Source organism: Maricaulis salignorans (genome assembly GCF_900103475.1).
Lineage (GTDB): Bacteria > Pseudomonadota > Alphaproteobacteria > Caulobacterales > Maricaulaceae > Maricaulis > Maricaulis salignorans.
Map to the genome: position 1 here is coordinate 1 of NZ_FNHG01000027.1, position 15955 is coordinate 15955.

Consider the following 15955-nt stretch of genomic DNA (forward strand, 5'->3'; position numbering starts at 1 on the left):
TCCCACATCATCCCGGCGTACGCCGGGACCGTGACGTGACAGGGTCGGAGCCTGCGATATCGAGGTCCCGACCTTCGTCGGGATGACGATAAATCGTCAAACTTATCCCCACCCCCTCAACCTGCGCGCATAATCCGCCCGTTCCGGTCGCACGGGAGGCACGAGCTCAGTCAGTCGCGGCGAACGGGAGCGTGCAGCCTGTCCGGGCGAAGGGGTGACAACCTGAGCACTGGCAGGGCGTCCATTAAGGTCTGACGGCACTAAACGACCGACCTGAGTACCTTTCTGGATTGGAAACGGCGGTGGAGACGCCACGGGAAAACTGCACGTGCGGGACGTCACGAATGTCACGCTACTAACATTACCGGTTACCGGCATTCGCCGGCGTCCCGCACCCTCCCATCTCGATGGGAACCACTCAAACCTCCAGCCGCTCGCGGCGTGGAGATTTCGGTGTGCCTAGATGTCCAGCGTGCTGATTTCCGGGGCATGTTCCTGGATATAGGCGAAGCGCAATTCCGGCTTCTTGCCCATCAGGGTTTCCACCAGCGCCTCGACCGTCGGCAAACCGCCCTCGGGGATGGTGACGCGGGCCAGGGTGCGCACGCCGGGATCCATGGTGGTGGTTTTCAGCTGCGCCGGGGTCATTTCGCCGAGGCCCTTGAAGCGGCCGATATCGACCTTGGCCGAGCCCTTGAACTCGTCGCGCAGGAGCTGGTCACGATGGATTTCATCGCGGGCATAGAGGGTGTGGCTGCCCTGGGTCAGGCGGAAGAGCGGCGGCTGGGCGAGATAGAGGCGGCCGGCATGGATCAGCTCGGGCATGGAGGTGAAGAAGAATGTGATCAAAAGGGCAGCGATATGGGCGCCGTCGACATCGGCATCGGTCATGATGACGATGCGTTGATAGCGCAATTCCTCGAGCTTGAACTTGGAGCCGGTCTGGCAACCAAGCGCCAGTTGCAGATCGCTGATCTCCTGGTTGGCCGCGACCTTGTCGCTGGCCGAGGAGACGACATTGATGATCTTGCCGCGCAGGGGCAGGATGGCTTGGGTCTTGCGATTGCGCGCCTGTTTGGCCGAACCGCCGGCGGAATCACCCTCGACCAGGAAAAGCTCGGTGCCATCGGCATCGGCGCGCGAGCAATCGGCCAGCTTGCCGGGCAGGCGCAGGCGGCGCGAGGCGGACTGGCGTTTGACGGTTTTTTCCTTGCGCCGGCGCAGCCGGTCCTCGGCGCGCTCGATCGCCCATTCGACGAGTTTGGTGGCTTCCTTCGGCGAGCCGGCCAGCCAGTGATCGAACTGGTCGCGCACGGCCATTTCAACCAGTTTGGCCGCTTCCGGCGAGGCGAGGCGTTCCTTGGTCTGGCCCTGGAATTCCGGTTCGCCGATAAAGACCGAGACCAGCGATCCGGCACCGCCGAGCACGTCATCGGGTGTGATCAGGGCCGCTTTCTTGGCGTGGCTGTGATCGGCATAGGCGCGCAGACCCTTGGTGATCGCGGCGCGGAAACCCTGTTCATGCGTGCCGCCCTGGGGCGTCGGCACGGTGTTACAGAATGTCTGGCAAAACCCGTCGGCCTCGCTGCCGAAACCATTGCTCGACCAGGCCATTGCCCATTCGACGCCGCCACCATCATCGGGGCGCTCGACCTTGCCGCTGAAGGCTTCGGTCGTGACCAGGGCGGATTTGCCGGTCATTTCCGAGAGCCGGTCGGCGAGGCCGCCGGGGAAGCACAACACGGTCTCGGACGGGATGTCCGTGCCCTCGACCATGGATTCAGGGCAGCGCCACAGGATTTTGACGCCGCGGCGCAGGAAGGCCTTCGAACGCGTCATCGCATAGACGCGCGCCGGGCTGACCTTCATCTTGTCGCCGAAAATTTCGGTATCGGGCAAAAAGCGGATGCGGGTGCCGCGGCGATTGGCGGTCGCGCCGACGCGCACGATCGGTCCCTGCGGCAGGCCGCGCGAATAATTCTGCGACCACAGCACTTTTTCGCGCGCGACTTCGACCTCAAGCACCGAGGAGAGCGCATTGACGACGGAGATGCCGACGCCATGCAGTCCGCCGGAGGTCTTGTACGCCTTGTCGGAGAACTTGCCGCCGGCATGCAGGATGGTCAGCACGACTTCCAGCGCCGACTTGTCGGGGAATTTCGGATGCGGATCGACCGGGATGCCGCGGCCATTATCGGTGACGGTGATATAACCGTCCTCATCGAGCGAGACCTCGATCCGGTCGGCCCAGCCGGCCACGGCCTCATCCATCGAATTGTCGAGGATTTCGGCGAAGAGATGGTGGTAGGCGCGCTCATCCGTGCCGCCAATATACATGCCGGGGCGGCGGCGCACGGCTTCCAGGCCCTCGAGGACCTCGATCTGGGCCGCGGAATAGCCTGCCGGCGGCGTCGCATCAGGGATGGGCGCAGGCGAGGCGGAAAACAGGTCGGATTGCGAGCTTGGTGATGACATCGGGTCAACATGCCCGAGTCGGAGCGACTAGGGGAGATTCAAAACAGCCAAAAACGGTGGGAAAGCCGCCGCTCACAGCCATTGATCTGCGTTTGATAGCGCTGCGCGTCGCGGGCAACGTCGGCCGCGACATTCACCAGCCAGCCCTTGGAGCGATACGAGCCGCGATTAAAACCGCCATGGCCCTCATGATAGGACAGGTAGAGATCGCGCGCATTGTCTGAAGCGATGCCCGACAATTGCCGGCTCTTGGAGGCGTACCAGCCGACGAAATCGACGGCGTCACCGAAATTATTGCGATTGGCGCCGCCACGGCCCGTATCTTCGCGATACCAGTCCCAGGTCCCGTCGAGCGCCTGGGCATAGCCATAGGCACTGGAGGGGCGGCGCCCGGGAATAATCCCGAACAGGCGATTGCGCGCCGGCCGGGCATGGGCGTTGAAACTGGATTCGCGCTTGAGGATGGCCAATTGCACGCCGGGCGGCACGCCCCAGCGGCGCTCGGTGCGCTGGATTGCCCGCCACCAGGCGCGATTATCCTCGAGGATCAGGCAGACATCCGCCGTCTGCGACGGGGTTGGTGTCGTACAGGCAGACAGGCTGACAAGAGCCAGGCAGAGGAAGAGGGCGGCAGGTTTCATGCCGCGCAGTCTGGCCTGCCAGGGTTAATCGAGTCTTGCCGGTGGACTGAGGTCCTAGAACACCATCCGCATGACGAGACGGGCCGTGTGACGAATGAAGTCCTCGCGCAGGTCGGCGTCATAATCGAAGGAGAAGACCGAATAGCCCGACCCCGCTGCAATGCCGAAGCCGAAGATGAAGCCGGTTCCGGGGATCTGCTGCGAGCGCAGGGTGAAGGTCTCGTCATAATCGACGAAATGGGCATCGGTCTCGGTTTCGCCGCCGCTGAATTCATTGCGGAAACCCGCCTGGATATGCGGCGACCACCAGCTGTCGCTGCCGGCATAGCGGGCACCGAGTGTCACCAGGGCCGTGGCCGAGAAACTGCTCGATTCGCGATCCGATACGACCAGGTCGACGCCGGAACCGCCGCCGGTTTCAGTGTAGGAACCTTCGTAGAGCCCGAGATAATCAATCGATGCCGACGGCCGGAGATAATAATTTCCGGCGCTGAAATCGCGTCCGACACGGGCCGAGGCGGCGAGGTGGTAACCGCTCCAGCTGGCTGTCGGCGAGGCCGAATAGCTGCCGATGACGATGCGGCGATTATGCTCGAAACTGTCAAACCCGACCGCGCCATAGATATCCAGCGTGGTCTCACCGAATTTCGAGCCGGCATAGGCGCCGATCTGGCCGGAGACGGCGGACATCGGATCATCAAAGCCGTCGACTTCGGAAATTTCGCTGGCCGAACCGACAAAATTGACACCCGCAGCATAGAAGGGGCCGAAGGGCTGGTCGAAACCGACCGCCAGGCCGATACCATGGCCGCGATAACCGGGACCGAAGGAGGTGCCGGCACGATCAGCATAATAGCCGAACTCCTGCACCCACAAACCACCGGTATCGTCCGGGCTGCGACGCACGGCATCGAGCCGGTTGGAAAGAGCGCCGACAGCGCTGTCATTGGTTGCGAGGGCAAACTGGATCGCGCTGGCCGCATATTCCGGCAGCAGCTGGTCATAGGCCTGGAAGAAGTCGCGTTCCGTCGTCAGTGATGCGATGGCCGCACCGAGTTCGGTGTCATTTTGCCAAACCGTATAGGTCGCCTCATAGGCGCCGGCCTGATTGGCATTCATGCCAAGCTGTTCAGCGGTGCGGCGCTGCAAGGTCAGCGTGAGCGAATTGGAATCATTGGGATCGAAATTGAGCGCTGCTTCGTAGAGATAGGGCGCTGTGGTGTCCTGGAGCACGTCCAGGGCTTCCTCGATGACGAGGCTGTCGGCGGTCAGAACGACATAGGTCGCGCCTTCGCCAATCAGATTGGTCAGGGCGGAGGTGATCCGCGAACCGGTTTCGAACGTCACCGTACCGGACGCATTGACGAAAGCGGCGACGTCGAGCGTGTGGTCAATCTGGAAGCTCAGGACCGCGCCGTCGCCGAACCGTGCATCGCTGATGCCTGTGTCGGTTGTGGCACCGAGGATCAGGTTGGCATCATCGACACTGATTGCCAGGTCGCCATCGGAATCGTCCAGCACGCCGGAGACAATACTGCCGCCTGTGATGACAAGCTGGTCGGCGCCATCGCCGAAGCTGATATTGCCGGTCACCTGGCCAGACTCAACCTGGAGCACGTCATCGCCGCTGCCGAACAGGACATCGCCATAGATCGCCAGGCTGACATCCTCATCGACGCCATCGCGGCGATACTGGCGCACCAGGGTGGCGGTGGTGGCGTGCGACAGGTCGAGCGCGACGGTCTCATGGGCGACTTCATCGGCTGAAGTCGGCGCGCCATAGAGGGCAGAAATGACGCCGGAATTGACCACGGAGGTCAGGCTGCCGGAGAGATCCCGGATCGCCACAGCGCTGGCGCCTTCGACGCCATTGGCGAAAATCGTGTCTTCATTGACCAGCGAGGGCAGATAGGCGCCGGCATCGAGCATCACGACGCGGGCCGTCGCGCCGGTGCCGACGGCTGTCGCACGGAGCTCTTCCAGATTGGTGAGGAGGGGAATGATCGCGCCAGCGCCGAAGCTGACGGTCGTCGCCACCGCTTCCTCGCCCGGTTCGCCATAGGCGAAGGAGCTGATGATGCCCTGATTGAGCAAACCGCCGGTCAGCGTTGCAGTCGTGCCTGCACCGCCCTCGACGCGGATGGTTGTCGCATCGACGCCGTCAAGATCGCCGCTGGCCGTGACCTGGCCGCGGATGACAAAGCTGTATCCAAGATGCTGGGCTGCCTGGCTCTCATCGACATCCGCGGTGTCTGGATCGTCCGCAATTGCCGGGATCACGACTTCGCCGAGGACGATATCGCTGGCACCCGCGAAGATGTGCATGGTTGGCGCGTCGCCGCGTGTGGCAAGCCCTGAGGTCGGTTCCGACGGCGTGTCCGCCGTCGGGCCGCCGACATAGAGACCGCCGGCGACATTGCCGCTGAGCACGAGGGCGCTGCCGCCCTGCAACAGGTCGTCAGGTTCCAGCTGTTCGAGGAAGGTCTCACTCGGACGCGCCAGGAAACGATAGCCCGTCGTGCTGATATTGCCGCGCAGCGTTATGCCGCCGCCGACATCGCCGAGGACCGAGACGCCGGCTGCCTCAGCGCCATTGGCGGTAATCGAGCCACCAACATTCAGATCACCGGAAATATTGTCCTGGATGTCGATCGCCGTTGAACGGTCGCCCACGAGTGTCAGGCGGCCGCTGTAATCGACTGAGCCATCAATGCCGGTGAGGATGCGGATGCCGGCAGAATCATTGCCGCGCACGATCATCTGGCTGGTATTGGAAAAGAGGATGTCGCCCGTGAAAACGGCGACGCCATCAACGAGGACCGCGACGCGGTTGCTCCCGATTGCGCCGGGGCCGTCAACATCGCCGTCGTCATCTTCATCGGTCGGGACGGTTTCGCTGGTCACGACGATCTGGCCGGTGCTGGTGAAATTGCCGGTATTGCCGCCGATGATGTGGACGCCAACGGCGCCATCATCGTCCGAGGTTACCGAGACGACGCCGTCCTGGGTGATGTCGTTATCGCTGTCGAGTGTCAGGGCCGGCGTGCCGACCGTCGTCCGCGTGACGCGGCCGGAGCTGGTGATCACGATATTGTCGGCAACCCCGCCATCGCCCGCGGTCGAGGTGGCGATCGGGTCGGTAATGGCTGTGGACACTTCGCGATCCGCGAAGGCGGCAGGGGCAGCAACGGTCAGCGATACAAGGGCGCTGGCAAACATAAAACGGCGACGCATACCGACTCCTGATGATCATGGCCGAAAACGGTTCGGCAAACTCGACGTGATTTGTAGCGAATGCAAGGCGGCTCGTCGACCGTTCTGGAGACCTAAACGCATACAGACACGGCCGGGATTGCTCCCGGCCGTGTTGAATTGGCAGTCCTGAAGGGGGCGATTGCCGCCTAGCAGGAGTAGTACATGTCGAATTCGACCGGATGGGGATGCATCTCCAGACGCAGGACTTCTTCCATTTTCAGCTCGATATAGGCGTCGATCTGATCATCATCCATGACGCCGCCCTTCTTGAGGAAGTCGCGGTCGGCATCGAGCGATTCGAGCGCTTCACGCAGCGAACGGCAGACGGTCGGAATGCCCTGGAGCTCCTGAGGTGGGAGATCGTAGAGATCCTTGTCCATCGGGTCGCCCGGATCGATCCGGTTCTCAATCCCGTCGAGGCCGGCCATCAGGAGTGAGGCGAAGGTGAGGTAGGGATTGCCCGCCGGATCGGGGAAGCGGGTTTCAAGCCGCTTGGCCTTCGGCGAGGTGACCCAGGGGATGCGGATCGAGGCCGACCGGTTGCGGGCCGAATAGGCCAGCAGGACCGGGGCTTCATAGCCAGGCACGAGACGCTTGTAGCTATTCGTGGAGGCATTGGCGAACGCATTGATCGCGCGGGCATGTTTGATGATGCCGCCGATGTAATGCAGGCATGTTTCCGACAGGTCGGCGTAACGGTCGCCAGCGAAGACAGGATTGCCGTTCTTCCAGATCGACTGGTGCACATGCATGCCGGTGCCATTGTCGTTCCACATCGGCTTGGGCATGAAGGTCGCGGTCTTGCCATAGGCATGGGCGACCATTTTGACCGTGTATTTATACATCTGCATGCGGTCGGCCATGGTGGTCAGCGTGTCGAACTTCATGCCGAGTTCGTGCTGGGCCGGGGCGACTTCGTGATGGTGTTTTTCCGGCTTCAGACCGAGCTCTTCGAGCACGGAGAGCATTTCGGTGCGCATGTCCTGGCAGGTATCAACCGGATTGACCGGGAAATAGCCGCCCTTCGGACCGGGGCGGTGGCCCATATTGCCGCCCTCATAATGACGGCCGGAGTTTTGCGACATTTCCTCGCTGTCGATCGAATAGCTCGTTTCAGCCTGGCCCGTCGTGTAGCGGACATCGTCGAAGATGAAGAATTCCGCTTCCGGACCGACATAGGCGGTGTCGCCGATCCCGGTGGAGGTGAGGAAGGATTCGGCCTTCTTGGCGGTGGTGCGTGGGTCGCGATTATAGGCTTCGCCCGTGCCCGGCTCGAGGACATCGCACAACAGGACCATGGTCGGCTGCTGGTAGAAAGGATCCATGAACATGGCGCTCGGATCCGGCTTGAGTACCATGTCGGACTCATTGATCGCCTTCCAGCCGGCGATCGAGGAACCGTCAAACATCACGCCGTCCTCGAAGAAGTCCTCATTCACTTCGGACCGGTCGAAGGTGACATGCTGCAGTTTGCCACGCGGATCGGTGAAGCGCAGGTCGACATACTTGATGTCTTCATCGTGCAGTTTCTTGATAATTTCGTTGGACATGGGCCAGGCTCCGAATTTGCTGGGCGGCGACAGGGGAGGGTTTAAAGCGCGTCGAGGCCGGTTTCCCCGGTCCGGATGCGGATGACATGCTCGACCGGGCTGACGAAGATCTTGCCGTCGCCGATGCGGCCGGTCTGGGCGGCGTTCTGGATCGCCTCGATGGCGGCTTCGACCCGGTCAGCGGGCAGGACCAGCTCGATCTTGATCTTGGGCAGGAAGTCGACGACGTATTCGGCACCGCGATACAGCTCGGTATGGCCCTTCTGACGACCAAACCCCTTGGCCTCAATGACAGTCAGGCCTTGCACGCCGATCTCCTGCAGTGCCTCCTTCACGTCATCAAGCTTGAACGGTTTGATGATGGCTTCGATTTTCTTCATGACCGACTCCGAATTCCTGAGGATGACGCTAGTGATGCGCTTGTGCGTTACAAGAGGCAAATGATCCGGGCTAGTATTCCCGTTCACAAATGCCTCACGAACGGGCAGTTGTGCTGCACAATGGAGCGATGATGCCTCTCGACGTGCTCAAGACCGCTGATTGCGGCGCCTGCGACCGCTACGCTGCCAGCGCGGGGGTGCCAGGTTCGGTATTGATGGAGGCCGCCGGCCTTGCCGTCGCCCGGGCGATCCGGACGCGCTGGGCCCGGCGTCCGGCGCTGATTCTTTGCGGACCCGGCAATAATGGCGGTGACGGCTTCGTCTGTGCCCGGATCTTGCGGCAGGCTGGCTGGCCAGTGCGGGTTGCGCTGCTGGGCGATCCGGCGGGCCTCAAGGGCGATGCTGCCGCGGCGTTGGCGCTCTGGGATGGACCGGTCGAGGCCATGACAGCGGGATCGCTGGGCGATGCCGGCCTCGTCGTCGATGCGATATTTGGCGCCGGGCTGAGCCGGCCGCTGGAGGGCGTCGCGGCCCAGCTGGCCATTGCCCTCGCTGAGCGGAGCATTCCGGTGATTGCGGTTGATCTGCCCAGCGGGATCGGCGGTGATTGCCCCGATCCCGATGGCATCACCATGCGAGCTGACCTCACCGTGACCTTTCATGCCCGCAAGCCGGCCCATTGCCTCGAGCCGGCGGCTTCACTGTGTGGCGAGCGGGTGGTTGCCGATATCGGGATCCCGGCGGGCTGGCGCGAGACTATCACGCCGCTGGGTCATCTCAATGAACCGGCGCTATGGCACAACGCGCTGCCCACACCGGGCGCCAGCACGCACAAGCATCAGCGCGGCCGCCTGGTGGTCTTCTCCGGTGGCGCGTCCTCGACCGGTGCAGCGCGGTTGGCAGCCATGGCAGGATTGCGTGCCGGCGCCGGTCTGGTGACGCTGGCCAGTCCGGGCTCGGCGATGCTGGTCAATGCCGGGGCCCTGACGGCGGTGATGCTCAAGCGCTGGGATGGCGAGGCGGACAGCGGCGAGTTCCTGACCACGCTGAGGGCCAGCGCGGCGGTGATGGGGCCGGCCGCCGGGGTGGGTGAGCCGACGCGCCGCGCGGTTTGCGAGGCCCTGGTCCAGCCGGCACCGCTGGTGCTCGACGCTGATGCGCTGACCTCATTCGAGAACGGGCCGGAGGTCTTGTTTGAGCGGCTTCGCCCCATCGATGTCATCACGCCTCACGCCGGTGAGTTTGAGCGCCTGTTTCCCGGCTTGCTCACGGGTTCCGAAAACCGGATCGATGCGGTGATTATGGCGGCGCGGCTGACTGGCTGTGTCGTTCTGCTCAAGGGAGCCGACACGGTGATTGCTGCGCCGGGGCAGGGTGTGGTCATCAATCGCCATGCCAGTCCGGCGCTGGCCACGGCGGGGAGTGGTGATGTCCTGGCAGGTTTGATCGGTGGGTTGTTGGCGCAGTCGGTTGGACCCTTCGACGCGGCCTGCGCTGCCGCCTGGCTGCATGGCGATGCCGGGATGCGCCTTGGTGCCGGCCTCACGGCTGAGGACATTCCCGGCATGTTGCCAAACGTGCTGCAGGCATTGGCGGCCCGGTGCGCCCGGGCCCTGGCGCTCGAGCGTCTCAGCGCGAAGGACTGATAATACAGGTTGCGGGCTTGGCGCGGGCGGCGGCTCAGGTCATGTTCGCTCCACGCCCTCAGGAAGGTTGTCCCATGTCGTCAGATAAGCCCTACAGCGCCGATAGCCAGCTCGATATCGATGCCCTGCTGTTTCACAACAAGCCAACGCCGGGCAAGCTCGCCATCGCCGCGACAAAGCCGATGTCGACCCAGCGCGATCTGGCCCTGGCCTATTCGCCGGGTGTCGCGGCACCAGTGCGGGCCATCGCGGCCGATCCTGACGCGGTTTACGACTATACGTCCAAGGGCAATATGGTGGCCGTTGTCTCCAATGGGACCGCTATTCTCGGCCTCGGAAATCTGGGGCCGCGGGCCTCGAAGCCGGTGATGGAAGGCAAGGCGATCCTGTTCAAGCGCTTTGCCGATATCGACGCCGTCGACATCGAGATCGACTATACCGATCCGGAGGAATTCATCGCCTGTGTCCGCGGTTTCGGCGACTCATTTGGCGGCATCAATCTGGAAGATATCAAATCGCCGGAATGCTTCGAGATCGAACGCCGTTTGCGGGAGATGCTCGATATACCGGTCTTCCATGATGACCAGCACGGCACCGCGATTATTGCCACGGCCGGCCTGATCAATGCCTGCGACATTACCGGGCGCAAGCTGGAGGACACCAAGGTCGTCCTGTGTGGCGCCGGAGCGGCAGGCCTGTCCGTGCTGGAGCTGATCGAATCGATCGGCGTGCGCAAGGAAAACACGATCGTCGTTGATATTGACGGTGTGGTTTATGAGGGCCGGCAAGGCCTGCACGAGCGTCTTGCCAAGCACGCCGTCAAGACCGAGGCCCGCACGCTGGCCGAAGCTGCGGCCGGGGCCGATGTCCTGCTCGGCCTGTCGGCGGCCGGTGTCTTCACCAAGGAGATAATCGCCAGCCTGGCGCCGAACCCGATCGTGTTTGCGATGGCCAATCCGACGCCGGAAATCACGCCGGAAGCGGTCAAATCCGTGCGCGACGATGTCATCATGGCGACGGGACGCTCGGACTACCCCAACCAGGTCAATAATGTCCTCGGCTTCCCCTATATCTTCCGCGGCGCGCTTGATGTGCGGGCCCGCACCATCAATGAAGAAATGAAGATCGCTGCGGCCCGCGCTCTGGCAGCGCTGGCGCGTGAGGACGTGCCTGATGAGGTCGCGATTGCCTATAAGGGCGAGCGCCTGCAATACGGACGCAATTACATCATCCCGTCGCCCTTTGATCCGCGCCTGATTTCCTGGGTGCCGCCATTTGTCGCCAAGGCCGCAGTCGATAGCGGTGTCGCCCGGCTGCCCTTCGCGGAAGGCGTCAATTACACGCACACCCTGGCGCGGCGGCTCGATCCGACGGCCGCGTTGCAGCAACGCGTCGCCGCCTCGATCCGTGCCGAGCAGAAAACGATTGTCTTCGCGGAAGGCGAAGAGCCGTCAGTGATCCGCGCCGCCCATGCCTTTCAGTCCCAGGGCCTGGGCAAGGCGATCCTGGTCGCACGTGAGAATGTCGCGCTCGCCAATATGCGCGAACTTGGCATCCCGACCGACACGCTGGCCATTTGCAATGCCCGCCTGTCCGAGCAGAATTCGGATTATGCCGACTTCCTGTATGAGCGTCTGCAGCGCAAGGGCTATCTGCGCCGTGACGTTCAGCGTCTGGTCAATAATGACCGCAATGTTTTCTCGGCCTGCATGCTGAAGATGGGCCAGGCCGACGGTATGGTCACCGGCGTGACGCGTCACTCAAATGTGGTGATGCGCGACGTCAAGCTGGCGCTCGAACCGGTCGAGGGCGGACGCGCCGTGGGGGTAGCCGCTGCCGTCTCGCGCGGCCGGACCCTGATCATTGGTGATATCTCCGTCACCGAATTTCCCGATGCCCAGGCCCTGGCCGAAATCGCGATCGCGACAGCCAATGCCGCGCGCCGTTTCGGGCTGACCCCGCATCTCGCTTTCCTGTCCTATTCCAGCTTCGGCAATCCGCCGGGCGAACGTTCGGAAAAGATGCAGGATGCCGTACGCATTCTCGACAAGCTCGGCGTGGATTTCGAATATGAGGGCGAATTGGCGGCTGATATCGCGCTCGATCCCGATCATCACGAGCTCTATCCCTTCTCGCGCCTGAGCGAGCCGGCCAATGTGCTGATCATGCCGGCGGTACACTCCGCTTCGATTGCTGTGCGCTTGCTGAAGGCAGCGGGCGGGGCGACAGTGATCGGTCCGATGCTGGTCGGGCTGGAGAAACCGGTCCAGATTGCCCGGCTCGGGGCCTCGGTGACGGATATCGTCAACCTGGCGAGCATTGCCGCCTACGATCTCAACAAAGCCACCGCATAGCTGCCATTCACGGGGAAGTGACGTCAGCCGGGTGCAGACTCCTCTGGCTATCTCTATCTAACATCGCCTGCGCGTTGATAAGGATGCACCATGGCCGGACGGACAGCACACGACATGACCGAGGGGCCGATCTTCGGGCATGTGCTGCGCATGATTGTGCCGATGAGTTTCGGCATCCTCGCCATGATGCTGGTAGGGATTGTCGACACCTATTGGGTCGGCACGCTGGGCACGGCGCAGCAGGCCGCGGTTCAGATGAGCTTTCCGGTCACCATGCTGGTGATGAGTGTTTCGATCGGGCTCGGTGCCGGCGCGGTCTCGGCGGTGTCACGGGCTGCCGGACGCAAGGATGCCAGCTCGATCCCGCGCATCGCCACCGACGCGATGACATTGTCCCTCCTGTCGGTCGGAGCCGTCTCGGCGCTGGGGATCGTGTTTGTCGAACCGATTTTTCGCGGTCTCGGTGCCAGCGACACCATGCTCCCGCACGTCGTTGATTACATGACGGTCTGGTTTGGCGGTATCGTGCTGATCGTCGGGCCGATGGTGGCAAGCAATATCCTGCGGGCCCTGGGCAATGCGGTGATCCCCAGCCTGATGATGATCGCGGCGGCGATCTTCAATCTGATCCTCGACCCGATTTTCATCCTCGATGACGTGTTTGGTCTCTTTCCCGGTCTCGGCTGGGGCGTGTCGGGTGCCGCCCTGGCCACTGTCGCCGCCAATGCGCTGACCTTCGCCATGGTTGGCTGGTATCTCGTGTTCAGGGAAAAGCTGATCGATTTCGGCTGGAGCGATCTGGGTGAGGTCTGGCACCATTGGGGCGAAATCGCCCGTGTGGGCCTGCCAGCCAGCATTTCGAATATTTTCAACCCGATCGCCATGACGGTTGCGATGAGCGGACTGGCGATGGCGCGCTTCGGCGATGCCGCCGTCGCGGCGCTCGGCGTGGCCGGCCGGATCGAGGCTTTCGCGATCGTGCCCTTGTTCGCGCTTTCCGCCTGTGTTGGCGCGGTGACCGGCCAGAATGGCGGCGCCGGCCGGCTGGACCGGGTGCGAGAGGCTTTCCGCTCGAGCTTCCTGTTCTGCATCGGCTGGAGCGCAGCGATTGCCGTCGTGTTGTGGCTGTGCGCCGACCTGCTCGCGGCGGCCTTCCTGCCCAGCGAGGCCGGCCAGGCGACGGCCGTATTCTACTGGCGCATCGTGCCACTGACGATTGCCGGCTATGGCATCACCATCGCGGCCAGCGCCGGTTTCAATGGTCTCGGCCGACCCGGTCATGGCATGGCGATCACGGCCGGACGGGCATTGGGACTGATGGTGCCGGGCGTGTTGATCGGTGCGATCTGGCTCAATGCGCCGGAAGGTGTGATCTGGGGCGTGGCCTTTGCCAATGTCGTGTCGGGCACACTGGCGGGCCTCTATATTCTCACCCGGGCGCCGATGACGGCCAAGCATGGCAAGGCGCGCAAAGTGCCGACAGCGCCGGCCGCTGCCGGCGAGGACGCCTCCTAGCGGCGCACCAGAATGCCGGCCAGCTCGGGCTTGCCCGTCAGTGAGGGGTGCGGCCAGGCGATGAAGCTATCATCATCGGGCCAGATCCAGCGCTGCGCCGGGAAGAGTTCGCGCATGGCGGGCAGGGCGCAGCCATAGGGCGGGCCGCCAGCCACGTCCTTCTGCATGAACAGCGCGAGCAAATGCCCGCCCGGCCTGAGCCAGTCACACAGCGCGCGCTCATAATCGACGCGCAGGCGCGGCGGGATGGCGCACAGGAAAGTCTGCTCATAGACCCGGTCATAGGGTGTGTCGGGGCGGTGGGCGAGGACGTCGCCTTCGAGCAGGGCTGCGCCATGTCCGGCGGTTTCCACGGCCTGGCGCTGGAAGGCGAGGGCGGTGGCGGAAAGGTCGGCGCCGGTCACCTCCAGGCCGCGTGCAGCGAGAAAGCCCAGTTCCGGTGAGCGGCCGCAGCCGGGGATGATGACCCGCGCGCCGGGCTCAAGCTCGCCGGCTTCGACCCAGGCCAGCATGGCGGGGTGCAGGCCGGGCCGTTCCCAGGGCGTGTCCTCGGCGGCGAAACGGGTTTCCCAGTCGAATGCGGAGCGTTCTTCACTCATCCGGCGTCTCCCAGTGGGCAGCCGCAAAGGCGACCCGATCAGCAAACACCTAGCTAGGACTACAGAGAGTGACGGCGCAAGCGGCGCGTCAGCTGGCGCAGCGCTGGTCTGTCTGGACCGCGGCCTGCGGGTGAAGCTGAACCACGTCCGTTGCGGCGTGGGTCGGGCTTGATTGCCGGGTGTCGCGGATGCTGGAGATCAGGATCTTGGCTCCATTGTGCTCGACCGGGGTGATGATGGCATCGTGGATCTCGAACCGGTGTGGGTTAGAGAATTGCAGGATCATGGGGAAACGGAGCGGTTCATCCAGGCGGAGTTTGAAATTGCGCGCGTAGGACTCAATATTCGTGGCGCCCCACAGACGGTCCGCATGGGCATTGCGGCTGAGCAATTCGCCGGTCGCTGTCGTCACCACTACCGCATCGCTGCAGGCATCGAAATACTGGCGATATAGCGCGTGCATTTCCTGCACCTGGCCTTGATGCAATCGCGCCGCACTGGCGCGCTCCAGCGTCCGCACGATCACCGATCCGAGGGTCTGGAAATTCTCCAGCGATTTGACCAGGGCGTCCTCGCCGCCGGACGCGAAAGTGCGGCCAATGATTTCCGCATTGTCCGATCCGGACAGGATGATGAGCGGCACGGGACGTACCGCGTGCAGCGCCGCGATATCGTCTTCCATGTTCGTGGCATCGGGCAGGCCGAGGTCGAGCAGGAGAATGTCGAAAGCCGTTTCGCCCAGCGCCGCCCGGCCTTCGGCGAGGGATTTGACGCGGTGGAGTTTGACCGGGCCCGGATAGGTGTTGCGCAGGAAATGCTCGATCAGCAAGGCGTCGCAATTGAGGTCCTCGATATGGAGGACATGGATCGGGGCAGAGCCAGGTGTGGCCGCCTCCTTAGTCGTTGATGTCATTGTCATTCGTACGGGCCCCACAGCGGCAAATTCGCCCCTATCACACGGAATATGTGGTTAATTATCTCTTGCGTGAGCGCCGGGGCGGTGTGGTGCCTCGGCGATTTCGGGCGCAGCCCGCCGAGCCTTTCGCCGAGCCGCCAGCCAGGGCAGGGCCGCACAGGCCAGGGCCGCTGACTGTCCGGGCGAAGGATATATTATGCATGTCCGCTTGTGAGCGGCCGGAGGGCCCGGTGCAGCGGCACGAGATTGACGACAGCGTCGTGTGGGATAGATAGGGCGTCCGGCTAACAACCTCATGCGGATGTGGCGGAACTGGTAGACGCGCCAGATTTAGGTCAACGCTTTCCACCCGTGCGAACTCGCAATGGAAATTGTGACGCGCACAGCGAATTCAATGGATTGCATTGGTTGGAGTGGGGCGTACCTCGCACTAGACACATGTCCCGCACGTTTGTGACGCGATCTGTGACGCGATACACATTGGATTGAGCCTCAAGAACTCGTTTTGTTCTCGGGCGCGGCTGTGGTGAAATTGGTAGACACGCGTGGTTTAGGTCCACGTTCCGCAAGGAGTGGGGGTTCAAGTCCCTCCAGCCGCACCAAATTGATTATTTCTTAGGCTCG

General features: G+C 63.1%; 10 protein-coding genes and 1 tRNA gene. 4 read left to right on the top strand and 7 right to left on the bottom strand.

What is annotated here, in order from left to right:
* Positions 1-459: 459 nt before the first annotated feature.
* The 5 genes from parE to BLT42_RS14450 all read right to left on the bottom strand — a co-directional run bounded on the left by parE (position 460) and on the right by BLT42_RS14450 (position 8301).
* Entirely contained in the window at positions 460-2475 is a 2016-nt protein-coding gene (parE, locus tag BLT42_RS14430; protein WP_091771878.1) for a DNA topoisomerase IV subunit B, read from the bottom strand.
* A 38-nt stretch (positions 2476-2513) separates the two neighbouring features.
* Complete coding sequence (locus tag BLT42_RS14435; protein ID WP_091771879.1) at positions 2514-3116, bottom strand: transglycosylase SLT domain-containing protein; 603 nt, start codon at positions 3114-3116, stop codon at positions 2514-2516.
* 54 nt (positions 3117-3170) lie between these two features.
* Positions 3171-6350: an autotransporter outer membrane beta-barrel domain-containing protein gene (locus BLT42_RS14440; protein ID WP_091771880.1), complete on the bottom strand. Its 3180-nt coding sequence runs from the start codon at positions 6348-6350 to the stop codon at positions 3171-3173.
* A gap of 167 nt (positions 6351-6517) precedes the next feature.
* Complete coding sequence (glnA, locus tag BLT42_RS14445) at positions 6518-7921, bottom strand: type I glutamate--ammonia ligase (protein ID WP_091771881.1); 1404 nt, start codon at positions 7919-7921, stop codon at positions 6518-6520.
* 41 nt (positions 7922-7962) lie between these two features.
* The gene (locus tag BLT42_RS14450; RefSeq protein ID WP_091771882.1) at positions 7963-8301 is read right to left on the bottom strand and encodes a P-II family nitrogen regulator; all 339 of its coding nucleotides are present in this window, start codon (positions 8299-8301) and stop codon (positions 7963-7965) included.
* A gap of 89 nt (positions 8302-8390) precedes the next feature.
* On the opposite strand from BLT42_RS14450, the gene BLT42_RS14455 reads away from it, so the two are divergent.
* From BLT42_RS14455 to BLT42_RS14465, 3 genes are all read left to right on the top strand, one after another.
* Entirely contained in the window at positions 8391-9947 is a 1557-nt protein-coding gene (locus BLT42_RS14455; protein WP_233342532.1) for an NAD(P)H-hydrate dehydratase, read from the top strand.
* 74 nt (positions 9948-10021) lie between these two features.
* Positions 10022-12301: an NADP-dependent malic enzyme gene (locus tag BLT42_RS14460; protein WP_091771883.1), complete on the top strand. Its 2280-nt coding sequence runs from the start codon at positions 10022-10024 to the stop codon at positions 12299-12301.
* Positions 12302-12391: 90 nt separating this feature from the next.
* Positions 12392-13816, top strand: coding sequence for an MATE family efflux transporter (locus BLT42_RS14465; RefSeq protein ID WP_091771884.1), 1425 nt, complete (start codon positions 12392-12394; stop codon positions 13814-13816).
* On the opposite strand, the gene BLT42_RS14470 is transcribed toward BLT42_RS14465, so the two are convergent.
* Both BLT42_RS14470 and BLT42_RS14475 read right to left on the bottom strand, forming a co-directional pair.
* Positions 13813-14415 (bottom strand): methyltransferase domain-containing protein, encoded by a 603-nt coding sequence (locus BLT42_RS14470; RefSeq protein WP_091771885.1) that lies wholly within the window; start codon positions 14413-14415, stop codon positions 13813-13815. The genes BLT42_RS14465 and BLT42_RS14470 overlap by 4 nt on opposite strands.
* Positions 14416-14503: 88 nt before the next feature.
* Positions 14504-15328, bottom strand: a complete 825-nt coding sequence (locus BLT42_RS14475) for a response regulator (protein ID WP_091771886.1) — start codon at positions 15326-15328, stop codon at positions 14504-14506.
* Positions 15329-15848: 520 nt separating this feature from the next.
* Here BLT42_RS14475 and BLT42_RS14480 point away from each other — a divergent pair.
* Positions 15849-15933 (top strand) — tRNA-Leu (locus BLT42_RS14480).
* Positions 15934-15955: the final 22 nt, after the last annotated feature.